This is a genomic window from Rhizobium cauense (assembly GCF_019511525.1).
In the GTDB taxonomy this organism is placed as follows: Bacteria; Pseudomonadota; Alphaproteobacteria; order Rhizobiales; family Rhizobiaceae; genus Rhizobium; species Rhizobium cauense.
The window spans coordinates 216,332-232,971 of record NZ_JAEUAT010000010.1; the positions used below are offsets into that span (position 1 = coordinate 216,332).

17 protein-coding genes are annotated in these 16,640 nt (G+C 61.7%); 9 read left to right on the top strand and 8 right to left on the bottom strand.

Features of this window, described 5'->3' with window-relative positions:
- The first annotated feature begins 50 nt into the window (after positions 1-50).
- From JNB88_RS20025 to JNB88_RS20040, 4 genes are all read left to right on the top strand, one after another.
- Positions 51-689, top strand: a complete 639-nt coding sequence (locus JNB88_RS20025) for a LysE family translocator (RefSeq protein ID WP_220356959.1) — start codon at positions 51-53, stop codon at positions 687-689.
- Between the two features lie 146 nt (positions 690-835).
- Complete coding sequence (locus JNB88_RS20030; protein WP_037137687.1) at positions 836-1,282, top strand: c-type cytochrome; 447 nt, start codon at positions 836-838, stop codon at positions 1,280-1,282.
- Positions 1,283-1,379: 97 nt separating this feature from the next.
- Positions 1,380-2,297 carry a c-type cytochrome gene (locus tag JNB88_RS20035; protein ID WP_220356960.1) on the top strand — a complete coding sequence of 306 codons (918 nt, stop codon included), beginning with the start codon at positions 1,380-1,382 and terminating at the stop codon, positions 2,295-2,297.
- A gap of 130 nt (positions 2,298-2,427) precedes the next feature.
- Positions 2,428-3,393 carry a phytanoyl-CoA dioxygenase family protein gene (locus tag JNB88_RS20040; protein ID WP_220356961.1) on the top strand — a complete coding sequence of 322 codons (966 nt, stop codon included), beginning with the start codon at positions 2,428-2,430 and terminating at the stop codon, positions 3,391-3,393.
- 13 nt (positions 3,394-3,406) lie between these two features.
- On the opposite strand, the gene JNB88_RS20045 is transcribed toward JNB88_RS20040, so the two are convergent.
- The 5 genes from JNB88_RS20045 to JNB88_RS20065 form a co-directional block, all read right to left on the bottom strand.
- The gene (locus tag JNB88_RS20045) at positions 3,407-3,985 is read right to left on the bottom strand and encodes a DJ-1/PfpI family protein (protein ID WP_220356962.1); all 579 of its coding nucleotides are present in this window, start codon (positions 3,983-3,985) and stop codon (positions 3,407-3,409) included.
- Between the two features lie 40 nt (positions 3,986-4,025).
- Positions 4,026-4,520, bottom strand: a complete 495-nt coding sequence (locus JNB88_RS20050; RefSeq protein WP_220356963.1) for a GNAT family N-acetyltransferase — start codon at positions 4,518-4,520, stop codon at positions 4,026-4,028.
- 195 nt (positions 4,521-4,715) lie between these two features.
- On the bottom strand, positions 4,716-5,264 hold the full coding sequence (locus JNB88_RS20055) for a redoxin family protein (protein WP_220356964.1): 549 nt from the start codon (positions 5,262-5,264) through the stop codon (positions 4,716-4,718).
- Between the two features lie 151 nt (positions 5,265-5,415).
- Positions 5,416-6,132, bottom strand: a complete 717-nt coding sequence (locus JNB88_RS20060) for a hypothetical protein (protein WP_220356965.1) — start codon at positions 6,130-6,132, stop codon at positions 5,416-5,418.
- A 40-nt stretch (positions 6,133-6,172) separates the two neighbouring features.
- A complete protein-coding gene (locus tag JNB88_RS20065) occupies positions 6,173-6,817 on the bottom strand; it encodes a MarR family winged helix-turn-helix transcriptional regulator (RefSeq protein ID WP_220356966.1) in 645 nt (214 codons plus the stop codon).
- 114 nt (positions 6,818-6,931) lie between these two features.
- Here JNB88_RS20065 and dmeR point away from each other — a divergent pair, with 114 nt between their 5' ends.
- The 5 genes from dmeR (at position 6,932) to JNB88_RS20090 (ending at position 11,980) form a co-directional block, all read left to right on the top strand.
- On the top strand, positions 6,932-7,204 hold the full coding sequence (gene dmeR, locus JNB88_RS20070) for a Ni(II)/Co(II)-sensing transcriptional repressor DmeR (RefSeq protein ID WP_220356967.1): 273 nt from the start codon (positions 6,932-6,934) through the stop codon (positions 7,202-7,204).
- A 23-nt stretch (positions 7,205-7,227) separates the two neighbouring features.
- Positions 7,228-8,214, top strand: coding sequence for a CDF family Co(II)/Ni(II) efflux transporter DmeF (dmeF, locus tag JNB88_RS20075; protein ID WP_220356968.1), 987 nt, complete (start codon positions 7,228-7,230; stop codon positions 8,212-8,214).
- A gap of 66 nt (positions 8,215-8,280) precedes the next feature.
- Entirely contained in the window at positions 8,281-9,171 is an 891-nt protein-coding gene (gene bla / locus JNB88_RS20080; protein WP_220356969.1) for a class A beta-lactamase, read from the top strand.
- Between the two features lie 196 nt (positions 9,172-9,367).
- Positions 9,368-11,416, top strand: a complete 2,049-nt coding sequence (locus JNB88_RS20085) for an alkyl/aryl-sulfatase (RefSeq protein ID WP_223217264.1) — start codon at positions 9,368-9,370, stop codon at positions 11,414-11,416.
- A gap of 21 nt (positions 11,417-11,437) precedes the next feature.
- The gene (locus tag JNB88_RS20090) at positions 11,438-11,980 is read left to right on the top strand and encodes a hypothetical protein (RefSeq protein ID WP_220356970.1); all 543 of its coding nucleotides are present in this window, start codon (positions 11,438-11,440) and stop codon (positions 11,978-11,980) included.
- 33 nt (positions 11,981-12,013) lie between these two features.
- Here the strand turns inward: JNB88_RS20090 and JNB88_RS20095 are convergent, their stop codons facing one another.
- From JNB88_RS20095 to JNB88_RS20105, 3 genes are all read right to left on the bottom strand, one after another.
- On the bottom strand, positions 12,014-12,469 hold the full coding sequence (locus JNB88_RS20095) for a hypothetical protein (protein WP_220356971.1): 456 nt from the start codon (positions 12,467-12,469) through the stop codon (positions 12,014-12,016).
- 117 nt (positions 12,470-12,586) lie between these two features.
- Entirely contained in the window at positions 12,587-14,923 is a 2,337-nt protein-coding gene (locus JNB88_RS20100; protein WP_220356972.1) for a glucose/quinate/shikimate family membrane-bound PQQ-dependent dehydrogenase, read from the bottom strand.
- A gap of 132 nt (positions 14,924-15,055) precedes the next feature.
- Complete coding sequence (locus tag JNB88_RS20105; RefSeq protein ID WP_220356973.1) at positions 15,056-16,558, bottom strand: protein adenylyltransferase SelO; 1,503 nt, start codon at positions 16,556-16,558, stop codon at positions 15,056-15,058.
- Positions 16,559-16,640: the final 82 nt, after the last annotated feature.

A 16,640-nucleotide genomic window follows, 5' to 3' on the forward strand; every position in this document is an offset into this window, starting at 1 on the left:
ATCAACAAAGTCCTGAAAATTGATTTTGAAACACACGGCGAGCAACTGACATGACCTACACAGAAAATCTCTGGCTCTACTTCACACTCCTCTTCGGCATCATCATCGTTCCGGGCATGGACATGCTGTTCGTGCTGGCCAACTCGCTGACCGGTGGCAGGCGCACCGGCATAGCGGCGACTGCCGGCATCATGGCGGGCGGCGCCGTGCATTCGCTTTATGGTGCGATCGGTGTCGGCGTTCTCGCCGTCCTCCTGCCGACGCTCTTCAATCCGCTGCTCTTTGCCGGCGCGGCCTACATGGCCTGGATCGGCTACACGCTGATCCGCAGTTCGATCATCGTCGGCACCGTCGGGGCGGGTGGTCTGCGGTCAGGATGGACGGCCTTTCGCCAGGGTGCGGCAACCTGCCTGATGAACCCGAAGGCCTATCTGTTCATGATCGCTGTCTACCCACAATTCCTCAAGCCGATCTATGGGCCGATCTGGGTGCAGGGTCTTGTCATGGGCGTTATGACCATGGCCACCCAGGCCGCCGTCTACGGAACGCTCGCCCTGACGGCGGCCAGAAGCCGCACGATGCTGGTCTCAAATCCGAAGGCCACGATCCTTGTCGGTCGGGTCGCCGGAGCACTGCTGATCGTCGTTTCCATCCTCACCGCATGGCATGGTTGGCGCACGCCGGTATGAGGCGCCTATGCGAAACGATTTAGATGGCCATTTTTCCTGAAATATCACCTACTTGTTATTTCTTGAGCCCTTAAAATTTGCCATGATGCCGCCCGTCGGCGAGGCGCCGGGCTTCGCGGACCTTGTTATCAAAGAGGAGTGGAGACATGAGACTGAAAGCTATAGCCGCGACAGTACTCGTCGCCGGTCTGGGGGTAGGCATCGCGATTGCAGCGGAGGACGGCACGCACGACGCGCGTGCTGCACTGATGAAAAAGATAGGCGGTGCAACCGGTGCCATGGCCGCGATGGCTAAAGGCGAAAAACCGTTTGACGCAGAAGTGGTGAAGGCATCCCTGACGACGATCTCTGAGACCGCGAAGGTATTCCCTGATCAGTTCAAGCCTGGCACCGAGAAGGGTGACAAGGCTGCAAGCCCGAAGATCTGGGAGGATCCGGCGGACTTCAAGGCACGTGCCATGAAGCTTTCGGAGGATGCCGGCAAGATTCTCGCGACGCCTCCTACTGACGTGGCTACTCTCGGTGCCGCAATGAAGACACTCGGCGCCAACTGTGGTGGCTGTCATGAGAAGTTCCGTATAAAGACCGATTGACGATCCTGGCATTTCAGTCGAACGATCCGCACCAGCCTTGCCGCTGGGGCGGATCGTTTTATGTTTTCAATAAGTCGATTGGTGATAGGAGCGGAAAATGGTCCGCAGGTTTGTCCGGTTTCTGCTCTGTCTCGTCGGCGTGGCCGTCATCGGAGGAGGGGTGTTCTATTTTATAACCGCGCCCAATCCGCTGCCTGAAAGCCACTGGGCCAACCTTGGCGCACCCGATCTGAAGAATGGCGAAATGGTCTTCTGGACCGGTGGTTGCGTCAGTTGTCACGCCGCACCCGGATCGGAAGGCGATGCCAAGCTGACGCTGTCAGGCGGCCTTGCGCTGAAGAGCCCCTTCGGTACGTTCCATGTCCCGAACATCTCGCCGGACGAACAGGCTGGTATCGGGACGTGGACGCTGGCTGACTTCGGCAATGCCATGAAGCGCGGCGTTGCCAAGAACGGCGAGCATCTCTACCCGTCCTTTCCCTACAATTCCTATGCCCGGATGAGCGACAAGGATATCAATGATCTCTTCGGGTATCTGAAGACGTTGCCAAAGAGCGCCAACGTCGCCCCGCCGCACGAATTGCCATTCCCCTTTAACATCCGTCTGGCGCTGGGCGGCTGGAAGTTCCTCTACTTCAACGACGAGCCGCGCGTCGCCCTCGCAGCCAATGTCGATGACCAGGTCAAGCGCGGGCAACATCTGGTCGAAGGCGCCGGCCATTGTGGCGAATGCCACACTCCACGCGATCGCCTTGGTGGGTTCGTAGCGGACCAATGGCTGGCGGGAGCACCGAATCCGGAGGGTCAGGGAAGGATTCCAAATATCACGCCGGGTTCGAAAGCTGTCGGCTCCTGGAGCCAGGAGGACATCGCCAATTATCTCGAAACCGGTTTTACGCCCGATTTCGATTCGGCCGGCGGATCGATGGCGGAGGTGCAGCGCAACCTCGCCCACCTGCCGAAGCCGGAACTCGAGGCGATCGCAGCCTACCTGAAGGCGGTTCCCAACCGTTAATATTAGCGATATCTCAAAAATGCCGCATTGCAGCACTCCACTAGAACGTGCGTACTGAATGCCCTGTGGCGAGCCGTGCGGGCTCGCTTTCCGAATGACGCCAACCAACGTCTTCCGAAAGGACAGCTGCATGCACATGACGTCGGTCGATCCTGCAAACGATCTTGACACCGTCGCCCGCAAGGGCGGCAAATTGCGGCGCATGGCGGTGCGAATACCGACTTACATGGCCGACATTCGAGAAAATCCTGCCTGGCTGCCGATGTTTCTCCTGGCGCGCACGATACCGGCGCGACGGGTGCATTGGCTGACCGCACGGCGCAGCAACGGCGCGATCGATAACCTGCCGACGCTTTTCAAGACTGTTGATCACGCAAGCGCCGTCGCGGCATTGAGGCGGGATGGAATATTTCCGAACCTGACCTTGCCTGAGGCAATCACCGGCGAAATCGCCAGCTTTGCAAGCGCAACACCATGCTTCGGCAACTTCGATCGCAAGATCGAATTTCAGGCGTCGAACCACCGCGCCGCCGAGCAGGAATGGGGGAGGCCGATCCTCAGTGGCCACCATTTCGAGCGCGCGCTCGATTGCCCGGCCGTTCGCACAGTGCAGCGCGATCCTGTTCTCTCCGAGATTGCCCGCTGCTATCTGGGCGCACAGGCTCGTCTCATTACGACGCGCATCTGGTGGAGCTTTCCGACGAGGGCCAGCGAGGCGGATCGCAGCCTCGCGTCGCTGGACAAATATCACTTCGACCTCGACGACTGGCGGATGCTGAAGTTCTTCTTCTATCTCGTCGACGTCGACGAGGGCACGGGTCCGCATGTCTATGTCAGGGGCAGCCACAACAAGCGGCGGATCAAGCACCAGCTGACTCTCCTGGTCGGCCATCCCGCACACGAAATCGTGGATTTCTACGGCAAGGACAGCGTGACGACGCTTACCGGCGCGGCCGGCTTCGGCTTCGCGGAGGATCCCTTCGGATTTCATATGGGCACGGTCGCCAGGACGAAGCCGCGTCTCATGATGGAGGTGGGGTTCGGCGTATCCAAGCCGTCGCGTCGCCGGTTCCACGGCGAGCCGGTGCTGCGATAAGTGCCGTACCGAGTTAGGCCGCTTTAGGCTGGTGCTCGGCGCCGAACATCAGCACGTACTGGTCCAACTCGTCGCCTGCATGCCCGAGCGCGCGGTAGATCTCGGCGGTAAAGGTCATCGGCGCCGAGCCCGGCGCGGTCACCAGTTTTCCCGCACGTACTGCCTGCGGGCTATCCCTGTAGCGGGAATGCCCGGTGTAGCCGGGCGCAGCTGCGATAAAGTCGGCCGCATTGCTGGTGTGGTCGCTGGCATTCAGTGCGCCCGCGCGAGCAAGCGCCAGCGTAGCGCCGCATATCCCGGCCACCAGCTTGCCGTGGGCGAGGAAGTCGTAGATGACGGTTCTAAGGTCCGGCGCCTTTTCGGTCTCCCAAATCGTTCCGCCGCAGAGGACGAGGCCGTCGAAGGCGCTGGCATGCAGGTTTTCGGCCGCGCTGTCGGCCGCGACGCGCATGCCGCCCATCGAGCGCACTTCCTCTGCCTCCGGCGTCGCAATCACCACGTCAAAACCGAAGTGGGTACGCGCGGAGGCCGTCAGCTGCCCGACCTCCCAGTCGGCGAATCCGTCTGTGAGCACGATTGCAAGTCGGGTCATCGGTTTCTCCCTGCCGAAGGTCCGCGGCGACCAGCGCCGCTCACGCCAAAGCCTGCATATAGCGCATGCCGGTGACCGGGCGAGGGACGAAGTCCATATTCTCGTAGAAGCGATGTGCCTGCACGTTGCCCGTCGCGGCGCTGACCGAGAGGTAGCCACAGCCGGCGTTGCGGGCGGTGTCGCGGGCGCGGTTGACAAGATGCTGGCCGACGCCGTGGCCGCGATGACCGTCCCGCACGAAGAGATGATGCAGATCCATGCCGCGCGCACCATCCTGTGCCCTGTAGAGCGGTACGAGGATGGCGTAGCCAATGAGGCCCTCGTCGGTTTCGGCAACCAGCGCGCTGATCCACGGAACCGGGCCGAAGAGGTCGCGCTCGAGCTGTTCCGGTGTCGAGGCTGAAGGGTCGCCATGGTGCTTGGCAAGCAGGGCGATCATTTCGTTAAGTTCGGGGAGGTCGCGCGGCTTGGCGGCGCGGATATTGATCACCGGCGGGCGGATCAATGAGATTTCGCTGTCTTCGATTTCTAGCATGGTCTTCGCGTCCTTGTGTGGTGTTCTGCCGTCAGGACGCTGCCGATACAACAAAGCCGCCTGACGGCGGCTTGTTGACAATATGATCTGTCCAGCCGCCCTCTACAGGTACAGCCAAAAATACGTGCTGGTGATGTGCGCGTTCTTGATCATGTGTCGATAGATCATCCAGAACGCGCGGTTTGTCAATGGGCTTTACGCCTCGGTGCCCGGAAGCGCACAACGTCCATCGGCGCAATTGCCGTCCGAGACCTCGCCAGCGGCAGCGGGCACCGGCTGCGCCAGCGCCATGGCGATGCGCGCGCCGACAGCCATGTCGTCCTCGACGCCGAAGGCGTGGTGCAGAATGGTGCCGTCGCGGCCGATCAGGACCGAAGAGGGGGTGCCGCGAAGGCCGTAGCGCGCCATCGTGACAGGCACATCGCCGTCGCCGGCCTGATCGACGCCGATCGGCGAGGTCAGGCGGTATTCGTGGATGAAGGCCTTGAGGGTGACTGGCGTCATCGCTGCGTGATGTTCAAAGACGGTGTGCAGGCCGATGACCTTCAAGTCGGTATTGGCGAACAAACGCTCGATCCTCTTCACCTGCGGCAGGCTTTCGGCAACGCAGCCGGGGCAGAGGAGCTGGAAGCTGTGCAGGTAGACGACCTTGCCGCGCAATCCTTCGAGCGTGATCGGCGATGGCGTGTTGAACCAATCGCTGACGGCAAGCTCGGGGGCAAGCGGCAGATGCTGTATGGACATGGGATGATCCTTTCGGTGAGCCTGCCGTCCGCCGGATATTGCAACGAGTGTGCGGGGCGGGGTAAGGCTCGGTGGTTTTCTTTTTCCATTTGCCTGGAGAGAGGAACAAGCCGGTCCGGCGATGGCAGTCGGCGGACCGGCGCAACTGTTCTCACTTCGCGGGCGTGACCTTGCCAGGCAGGCTCAGATTGCCCGACGCGACCTTGAAGACGTTGTCGACGCAAAGCAGCGGCGAATGCAGGTTGCCGTTGACCTTCAGCCCTGCCGTGACACCGTCATAGGAGGCGCCGGCAATGCCGCCGATAAGCTTCAGCGGGATCGAGACATCGACCGTATCGCCCTTCAAGCTCGTCGGATATTCCGGGCTGTCGATCAAGAGAGGCACACCCGGCCAGGTTTCCGGCAGTTTCGGCTTGGTGCCATCAGGAATGTCGGTGACCTTCAGTCCGCCGGCGCAGGCCTTGTCCTCGTTCAGGACGACCCAATGCGGATGCCAGACGGTGCGGTTCTTCTTGCCGTAGGCCGCGTCGTCGAAGTCCGGATGGAAGGTGACGGCAAGCGCAACGATCCCTTGGTCCTTGTCGAAGCCGACATCGGCGCTATTCAGCGACGTCGGCCAGACATAGGCGTAGACGCTGGAGCCTTCGAACTTGCCGGTTGCATCCGGCCGGTCCTTTCCAGCCTCGCCGCGAACGCGGGTCGAAAAGATCGCCGTGTCCTTGTTGGTGACGATGCGTGTCTCGATGATATCGAACGCGGCCTTCACCTTGTCATCGGGCTTTGCCGTCACCGGATGAGCGCCTGCGCCGCCAACCCAAAGGGAGAGCGCTCCGGCGATGAGCGCGCCGGTTAAGATATGCCTTAACATTTTGGTTTCCTTCCGTTTCCTTGTTGCCTGGAGAGTTCGCCTATCCTTCTTGAAAGGCATCCCAGGTGGCAGCCCGGGTTGCCGGATCGGCAGTTTCATGGTCGCGGCAGTCGATGCGGAACTCGCTCTGGCCGAAGGCCGCGTTCACGAAATTACAGTGGTGCGGCCTTTCCGCACCCTTATGCTGGTATGGCCGGAAATACCGGCACGTCGCGCACATGCGCTGTATGGGTATCGCATCCGCCTCTTGCAGATGCCGGATGATCTTGACCAGCGACATCAGCAGGTCTTCCTGCTCCTGCGCGGGGAGGGCGCGTGCAGCCGCCATCGCCGCATCTTCCACGGAGCCTGCCGCCTGCAGAGCATCGCGGCCGGCCGGTGTTATGCCGATTGCTGCGGCACGCTTGTCGCCGGCAGCACTGGTCTTCTCGACGAAGCCTTTCCGCTCCAGTGCCGCAACCGAGTCCGTCGCGGTCGGTTGCGAGACGCCGAGATGGGCGGCGATCTCCTTTACCCGCGCAGCGTCCTTGCGCCCGGCGAGATAGTCGAGAATCGCAAGCTGCGTCGGCTTCAGTCCCGTCGCTTCGGCCTTGGCCCATTCGTCGCTGCGGATCGCCATTGCCACGCGTGACAGGCCTTCGCTGATGCGGTGCGAGATCGGAGTTGGATCGGTCGGTGTTTCCATGAGGCAAATATATAGGAGTCCTATTTAAATTCAAGAGCGCTTTGAAAAACGGGGGGACTTTTCAGGAGAGAAACACTGATATAGGGTACCCCCCTATACTAAATGGATGAGACCATGTCCCACACCACGCATCAGAAGAAGAAGCTGATGGCCCGTGTCAGCCGTCTGAAGGGCCAATTGGAGGCCGTCGAGCGCGCCTTGGACGCGGAGCGGCCCTGCGGCGAGATTTTGCAGCTTCTTGCCTCGATCCGCGGCGCTCTGAACGGCCTGACCGGCGAGGTGCTGGACGACCATCTGCACGAGCATGTCCTGCATGCGGCCGATGAAAAGGGCCGGGCGGAAGCCGTCGAAGAAATATCCGAAGTTCTGCGAACCTATATCCGCTGAGACGTCGACATGAGGAGCGTGCGATGAGCGCACAGACCGAAACACTTGAGCACGATCACGTTTTCCTGGGCGCTGATCATGACCGCAACGCCCGCCGCGTCTGGTTCGTCATAGCGCTCACCGCCGTCATGATGGTGGTCGAGATCGGCGCTGGCACCTACTATGGCTCGATGGCGCTGGTCGCCGATGGCTGGCACATGTCGACGCACGCCAGTGCGCTGCTGATCTCGGCGGTCGCCTATCTCTATGCGCGCCGGCAGGCGCACAATCCGCGCTTCACCTTCGGCACCGGCAAGCTTGGTGACCTCGCGGGCTTTGCCAGCGCAATCATCCTGATGCTGATCGCTTTGCTTATGGCCTGGGAGAGCTTCCTGCGCATCACTCATCCCGTGCCGATCAGCTTTTCGCAGGCGATCGCTGTTGCCGTCGTCGGTCTGCTCGTCAATGTGGCGAGCGCCTGGCTCCTGAAGGATGACCATCACGGCCACAGCCATGGCCATTCCCACCATCACGAGCACCATCATCACCACGGCCACGGCGATCATGCCCATCATGGCGACCACGCGCATACTGCACATGCCTCCGACAACAACATGCGCGCCGCCTACGTCCACGTCATCGCCGATGCGCTGACCTCGGTGCTCGCCATCGCGGCACTGCTGCTCGGCAGCCTGTACGGTTGGCTCTGGCTCGATCCGCTGATGGGCATCGTCGGTGGCCTGATCATCGCGCAGTGGTCGTGGAGCCTGATGAGATCGTCGGGTCGCGTGCTGCTCGATGTCGTGCCGCAGGAAACGGATCTGCAGGACGAGATCCGTTCGGCGCTGGAAACCGGCGACGAGCGGATCACCGATCTGCACGTCTGGCAGGTCGGCCCCGGCCATCACGCCGCGATCGTCGCGCTCGTCGCGCCACAGCCGGAAAGCCCGACCTTCTACAAGGCAAAGCTCGATCGCCTTCCGGGCCTCTCGCACGTCACCGTCGAGGTAACGCGGGCAACTGCCGCTTGACGCGACGCATCCGGGCCACAATCAGTCTCTAGCCGTGTAAGCATTGATTCAGGCAGAGGAATTTTCATGCGTGGCTTTTTGATCCGCCGCCGAACCCTTCTCGGTTCGGCACTGCTTTCACCCGCCTTGCTCCTGCCGCGCATTGCCTGGTCGGAGGAGAGCGACGATGAAATCAACAGGCGGATGGAAGCGCTCGAGAAAGAGATCGGTGGTCGCATCGGCGTGTCCGCGATCGACACCGAGACCAACATTTCCTTCGGTTATCGTGAGACCGAGCGCTTTCCGCTCTGCAGCACGTTCAAGGTGCTGGCGGCGGGACTGGTGCTGGCGCGGGTCGACAAGGGGCAGGAAAATCTCGAACGCCGCGTCGTCTACGAGCAGGACAAGCTTGTGACCTACTCGCCGGAAACGGAAAAGCACGTCGGCGGCGAGGGTATGAGCATCGGCGAACTCTGCGAGGCGGCAATTACCCTCTCCGACAACACGGCCGGCAACCTGTTGCTGGAAAGCTTCGGCGGACCGTCCGAGCTGACCAAGTGGGTGCGCACGCTCGGCGACCGGTCGACTAGGCTCGATCGCTGGGAAACGGCGCTCAACGAAGCCAAGGACGGCGATCCGCAGGATACGACCACACCGGATGCGATGGTCGACACGCTCGGCAACCTGACGCTCGGCTCGGCCCTGTCGGAACCGTCGCGCGACAAGCTGGTGGAGTGGATGGTGGCGAATACAACAGGCGGCGCACGGCTGCGCGCCGGCGTGCCGGATACGTGGAAGATCGGCGACAAGACCGGCACCGGCAACAATGGCAGCGCCGCCGATATCGCCGTCGTCTGGCCGCCGGGCCACGGCGCAATCCTGGTTGCCGCTTACGTCACGCAGGCCAAGGCGCCGCTGTCGGAGATCAACCCTGTCTTCGCCGAGGTCGGAAAGATCGTGGCCGACATGGTCGGATAAAGCTTGTCCCGTCAAGGAGATGCGACGGAAACGTGAATCTCCGTCGCATCGATCTGAATCAGTTTGTGAAGCGATTTCGCAGCCGTAAAGGCGCACATTGTTACGTTGGCATTTACTGTAACGTACTTACCAGATTTGCTCCCATGCATACCCTCCGTCCTGGCGCTAGCTCACCCCCCAAGGATTGGAGAACGCAATGACATCGTCAGACGGTAACGGCATCAGCAGATCGGATTTCCTTCGTGGCATGGCATCGGCGGGTCTGGCCGTCACGCTTGTCGGCCAATCGGCCAAGGCGACCGCTCAGGATGCGCCCCCAGTTCCTCGAAGCGGAAGTGCAGCCAAGCCCGCCACGAAGGCCACACTTGATTACAATGCGCTCTATCGCAATGGCCTCCCGTTCGACGACGTGCAGGACTTCAAGGATTCGCACCGCGGTCTGCTAGCGGCGCTGCCCGATCCCGCCATCATCAAGAATGCGGAAGGGACGCCGGTCTGGGACCTGAGCGTGTATGATTTCCTCGGCACGTCCGAGACCGACGACGCTCCGGATACAGTGAACCCCAGCCTCTGGCGCATGGCCAAGCTCAACATGATCCATGGCTTGTTCGAGGTCGTCGACGGCATTTACCAGGCTCGCGGCTACGACCTGTCGGTCATGAGTATCATCCGCACCGACACCGGCTACATCGTTATCGATCCGCTGGTCAGCTCCGAAACGGCGCGTGCCGTCTGGAAGGAGCTTGTCATTCCGAAGCTCGGAGACAAGCCGATCGTCGCGGTCATCTATACCCACAGCCACGTCGACCACTACGGCGGCGTCCGCGGTCTGGTAAACCAGGCCGACATCGATGCAGGCAAGGTCAAGATCGTCGCGCCCGAGGATTTCACCAAGGCTGCCGTTGGCGAAAACATCATTGCCGGCAATGCGATGAGCCGGCGCGCCAGCTACATGTACGGCAACCTGTTGCCGCGCGGACCGCAGGGCCAGGTCGATGGCGGCCTTGGCAAGACCACATCGACCGGTGAAATCGGGCTGGCGCTGCCGACCGATTGGGCAACCGAAACGGGCCAGAAGATCACCATCGACGGCATCGAGCTGCAGGTGCTGATGGCACCGGAATCAGAAGCGCCGTCGGAGTTCATGTTCTACATCCCGAAGTACAAGGCCTTCTGCGCCGCCGAAGACGCGTGCCACACACTCCACAATCTCTACACGCTGCGTGGCGCCAAGGTTCGCGACGGTCTGTTGTGGTCGAAGTACCTGCAGCAGTCGATCGACATGTTCGGTGGCGAGACCGAGGTCCTCTTCACCTCCCACCATTGGCCGACATGGGGCAACGACCGCGTCATCGCCCACCTCAAGAGCCAGCGTGACATGTTCCGGTTCATCCATGACCAGGTCATGCGGATGGCCAATAGCGGCATGACGCCGAAGGAGATCGGCGAAGTCATCCGCCTTCCGCAGGCGCTTGCCACGACATGGGCGTGCCGGAGCTACTACGGCACCGTCTATCACGACGCCGTGGCGCAGTATAACCTTCGCCTCGGCTTCTTCGATGGTGTCCCGGCTACCCTCCACCAGCTACCGCCAACCGAAGCCGGCAAGCGCTATGTCGACTTCATGGGTGGTGCCGACAATGTGCTGCGGCAGGCGAAGGAATCCTTCGAGCAAGGCGATTATCGCTGGGTGGCCGAAGTCGTGAACCATGTCGTCTTCGCCGATGCCAGCAACGTCGCGGCCAAGCAGCTTCTTGCCGACACCTACGAGCAGTTGGGCTACCAGTCCGAATCCGGACCATGGCGCAACTTCTACCTGACGGGTGCACGCGAGCTGCGCGAAGGCGTGACCGAACTCCCGGTTCCGAACACAGCGAGCCCCGACACGATCAGGGCAATGCCGATCGACATGTTCTTCGACTTCCTCGGGGTCCGGCTGAACGGGGACCGCGCAGCGGGCAAGACGATCGAGATCAACATGGAGCTGACCGACACCAACGAGAAGTATGTTGTCGGCGTCGAGAACTCGGCGATCCACTATTCCAAGGACAAGAGCGCACCGAGCGCGGATGTTTCGATCGTCACAACCCGCGAGGCGTTGAACGACGTGATGCTCGGCACCTCGACGATGGAGAAGCAGGTGGTTGAAGGGAAAGCCAAGCTCACCGGTGATCCGAAGAAGCTTTCGGAATTCGTCGGCCTGCTCGACAACTTCGAATTCTGGTTCAACATCGTGACCGCCTGAGCGTAAAGGAGCTGCAATCGCATGTGCACCATATGCTCGTTGACCATCGAGTTTGCAGTCGAGCATCCGCTGACGCTTGCGGTTGCGGTAGCCACCCGGCAGGCGATCGATGACGGTCTCCTGCCGGAAGCACCCGCTGAAGAGAAGGACATGGCGCAATCGCGCCATGAGGCCGTCGTGCTTCTGACTTCAATGCAGCAGCGCCTCGAGCAGGTCCTGTCTACCTCTCGTCTGCTGGCCCTGCCGAACTTCTTCGTGCTGATGATCGAAAGCAGGACGTGGGGCTACTTTCACCCCACGCTCTCGGGCTTTGACGTTCGCGCAAATCCCTCCTCGCCTCGCATTGAACCCGACGAGAACGGCGAGCGAGATGCGATCGTCGTGATATCACAGGCTGCAGCGGACGAAATCTCGAAAGGACGCCTGCCTTTTGCGCAAGGGCAAGCGTCCGGTGTCGTCTTCGTGGATGCGCCGGACGCATCGGCCGCCGCAATCCGGTCCGCCTTCATGACCGCCTATCCTGTCGACCAGTTCAGCGAGTTCGTCTGCACCGAGGTGGCGTGAGCTTTCGAACTCTTCAAGCTACCTTCGAAGGCCTCAGGCGCTGATGATCGTGTCGGCGCTTGGCTTGTCCTGGCCGTCCTCGCCGGTCAGCTGCCGTTTCAGCTCGTCGGCAATCTGCTTTTCCACGGCCTCGCGCTGTTCAGGCGGCATGGCCTTGAGATCGTCCTCGGTCAGGCCGAGCCGCTGGAGGATCTGGTCGCGGATCCGTTCGGCCGGGGTCTGGTTGGCGAGCTCAGTGAATTCCGAGACAACAGAGTCGTAGCACGCCTTCGCAGGGTCCTCGGTGCCATCAATGGTAACGGTGCCGCTCGCCTGCAGCGCCCACATGGTGCTGGAGATCGACGTTGGCATGCTGCTTGGCTGCAGCGCCGCGCCGCTCTGGCGAACGCTGACCTCGCTATCGGTTGCCTGTTGCTTGTTGCGCTGGCCGGACTGGGAAAAAAGGTTGGTCAATCCATAGGTGCCGGAAATGTTGCTGCCGATCTTCATGAAAATTCTCCTTGAGACAATGTGCAGGAGAATGACGCGGCAGACCTGCCCGGAACTTGCGGCAGCGGGCGCGGATGGCCGCTCGCGTTGGCGGCCATCCGCGAGATCCCGGAAGCGTCAGGGCAGGGCGTAGCCGATGACATAGTCGCCGGGCTTGGTGCCGATCGAACCATGTCCGCCGGCGACCATGACGACGAACTGCTTGTTGTCAGCAGTCGTGTAGGTCATCGGTGTCGCCTGGCCGCCGGCCGGCAGACGAGCCTGCCAGAGCTGGTTGCCATTGGTGACGTCATAGGCCCGAAGATAGTTGTCGACAGCTGCGCCGAGGAAGGCAACGCCGCCCTTCGTCAGCATCGGGCCGCCGATGCCGGGCACGCCGACCTTGAAGGGCAGGGGCAGCGGCGTCATGTCGTGCACCGTCCCGTTTTTCAGCTTGTAGGCCGTCTTGCCGGTGAGGAGGTCGACGCCGGCGACATAGCCCCATGGCGGTGCCTGGCACGGGATCTTGAGCGGCCCGAGGAATGGTCCCATGAAGACCCCGTAGGGCGCGCCGTCGTTGCGGTTGAGGCCCTGTTCGCTGCCCTTTTCGTCCTGCCCCTTCGGGGGGATATCGGCGGCGGGAACCAGTCGCGAGGTGAAGGCGAGATAGGTCGGCATGCCGAACATGATCTGCCGTTCTGGATCGACGGCAACGCTGCCCCAGTTGAAGGTGCCGAAATTGCCGGGATAGATGATCGACCCTTCAAGCGAAGGCGGCGTGTAGCGTCCCTCGTATTTGTAACGATGGAAATCGATGCGGCAGGCGAGCTGGTCGAGAAGCGTCACCCCCCACATGTCCTTCTCCTGCAGCGGTGGCGGCGAGAAGGTGAGGTCGGAGATCGGCTGGGTCGGCGATGTGCGGTCTTCCGGGATGGCTCCACCCGGCGCCGGTATCTCCTTGAAGGGAATGATCGGCTCGCCGGTGCGTCGGTCGAGCACGTAGATGTCACCCTGTTTGGTGGGGGCGACCAGCGCCGGAACAATGGTTCCGTCAGGCTTCTTCATGTCGAAGAGCACCGGCTGGGCCGGCACGTCCATGTCCCAGAGGTCGTGGTGGACGAACTGCTGGACCCATTTCCATTGTCCGGTGTTGATGTCGAGCGCGACGATCGAGGATGAGAACTTCTCGACATTCTCGCTCCTGTTCATGCCGAGCTGATCGGGAACCTGGTTGCCGAGCGGCACGTAGACCATGCCGAGGCCCTCGTCGACGCTGAGGACCGACCAGCTGTTCGGTGAGTTCGTCGTATAGGTCTGGCCTTCGGGCAGCGGGGTGGTCGCATCAGGATTGCCTGAATCCCAGTTCCAGATCAGTGCGCCGGAATTGATGTCGAAGGCGCGGATGACACCGGATTGCTCACGCGTGGAGTAATTGTCGTTGACCGCGCCACCGACGATCAGCTTGCCGGCGACGGCGACAGGCGGCGACGTCGAATAGTAGTAGCCGGCGGGGTTATATTTCATGCCTTTCTCGAGGTGCAGTACGCCTTGGTCGGCAAAGCTCGTGCAGACCTTGCCGTCGACCGCATCGAGCGCGATCAGGCGTGCATCCGAGGTCGGCAGATAGACCCGGTCGACGCAGGGCTGACCGGCGGCAACCGAGGTATCGTGGTAGTAGGTAACGCCACGGCACGTCTGGTGCTGACGGTCAGGGTTCATCCCCGAATTGGAGTCATACTTCCATTTCTCCGTGCCGGTCTTGGCATCGAGTGCGATTGCCCAGTTGTGCGGGGTGCAGAGATAGAGCGTGTCGCCGACCTTCAGCGGGGTGACCTGATAGGTCGTCTCGCCGACATCCTCAGGCAGCTTCACGTCGCCGGTCTGGTAGCGCCAGACCTCCTTGAGATCCTTGACATTGCTGACATTGATCTGGTCGAGCGGCGAGTAGCGCTGGCCGAACGGCGTGCGACCATACTGATGCCATTCGCCATCGGACACGGTGCCGCCGAATGTCGTCGTGCCCGAGACCGCGGTCGGCAGGTTGCCATTCTGGTCATGCGGGTTCGTCGTCATGGAGTAGCCGGCGACAACGATCGCGATCAGCACCGGGATGGCAAGCGGCCATGGATTTGCCGCGTAAGACATGCCGGTCGGGCTGATGAAACCGAGCGGTCGACGGATCCATGGCGTGAGCAGCCATACGCCGAGCAGGATAATCAGTCCGCCGCGAGGGCCGAGCTGCCACCAATCGAAGCCGACCTCCCATATCGCCCACACAAGCGCCGCAACAATCAGCACAGCATAGACCCACAAGGCCGACGCCCGACGCATCAGGAGCAGAACGGCGGTAACGAGGAACATCGCACCCGCAAAAAGGTAAAAGAAGCTGCCGCCGAGGATGATGAGCCAAAGGCCCCCACCGACAAGGGCAAGACCAAGGAGCATGAAAACAACTGACGTAATGACGATCGCCATTATGGGGAACTCCCGCTGAGGTTAGCCGGGTGCGGTCAGGCGTGAAAAATGCCTTCTAATCAGCGAGATAGAGCGGTCGCAGCAAGCGTCAACTGCGACCATAGGTGTCAGAGGGAGCAGGCTTTCGCCTGGTCACGTGCCGCAGAAGGTCTGCAGCACGCGTTCCTCCGGCTTCGGCGGCTCCATGTAGGCCACAAAGCCGGGCTGGTCGTCATAGGGCTTGGAGAGAACGGAAAGCAGCGCCTCGAAGAGCGAGAAGTCCGCATCTTCGACGGCAGCGCTGATCGCCTGCTCGATGCGATGGTTGCGCGGAATGAAGGCGGGATTGACCGCGCGCATCGCCGCCCGGAGTTCGGCCTCGGTCCGGCCTTCGTCGCGGCTCAGACGATCACGCCAACGGGCAAGCCATTCGCGCGCCGCATCAGGTTCGCGGAAGGTCGAGAGGAAAAGCGCCTCACCTTCTCCGGGGCCGGTGGCGTCGGCAAGCCGGCGGAAGGCGAGGGTGAAATCGGCCTGGCTCGCCTGCATCGCGGCCAGAAGCGACTGGATGAGATCAAGATCGCCATCCTCGACAGTCACCAGACCGATCTTCTCGCGCATACCGCGCAGCCAGTGGATCTGGAAGCGCTCGCCATATTGCTGGATCACGCTGTTTGCGAGCTCGACGGCCTTTTCCGCATCCGCATCAAAGAGCGGCAGCAGGGTTTCGCCAAGACGCGCCAGGTTCCATTGGCCGATACCGGGCTGGTTGGCATAGGCATAGCGCCCGCCCTGGTCGATGGAGGAGAAGACCGTTCCGGGATGGTACTCGTCCATGAAGGCGCAAGGGCCGAAATCGATCGTCTCGCCGGAGATGGTCATATTGTCGGTGTTCATGACGCCGTGGATGAAGCCGATGTGCAGCCACCTGGCGATCAGGGCCGCCTGCCGCTCACAGACCGCTTCATAGAGAGCAAGATAGGGATTGTCCCTGTCCTTGAGTTCCGGGTAGTGCCGATCGATCACGTAGTCGGCAAGCGCTCGCACGCCGTCCGTATCGCCGCGCGCGGTGAAGAACTGGAACGTGCCGACGCGGATATGACTTGCGGCAACGCGGGTGAACACCGCGCCGGGCAGGATGCTTTCGCGATAGACCGGCTGCCCGGTCGAAACCGCGGCAAGCGCCCGGGTTGCCGGGACGCCGAGTGCATACATCGCCTCGCTGACGATATACTCCCGAAGCACCGGGCCGAGTGCGGCGCGGCCATCGCCGCGGCGCGAATAGGCCGTCTGACCGGCACCCTTCAGTTGGATATCGCGACGCTGGCCATTGCGGTCGATGACCTCGCCAAGCAGGATCGCCCGGCCGTCGCCGAGCAGCGGCACGAAGGAGCCGAACTGGTGCCCGGCATAGGCCATCGCCAGGGGATCGGCGCCTTCGGGCACGAGGTTGCCTGAAAAGATCGCCGCGCCGTCGCGCCTCAGCGCTTCCACCTCAAGGCCGAGTTCTTCCGCAAGCGGTTCATTCAGCTTGATCAGCCACGGCTCGGCAGCCTGGGACGGCGCCTGCCGCGTAAAGAATTGCTGCGGCAATCGCGCATAGCTGTTGTCGAAAGGGAAGGGCCGGGAGGTGGATGCATCCAGAGCAAAGGTCATACCGTTTAGGTAGGGCTCGGGCCGGCTTGACGCAAGCGTTCAGTCGCCCTTGACTTGGCCGATCTGGCGCTGACTACCGATT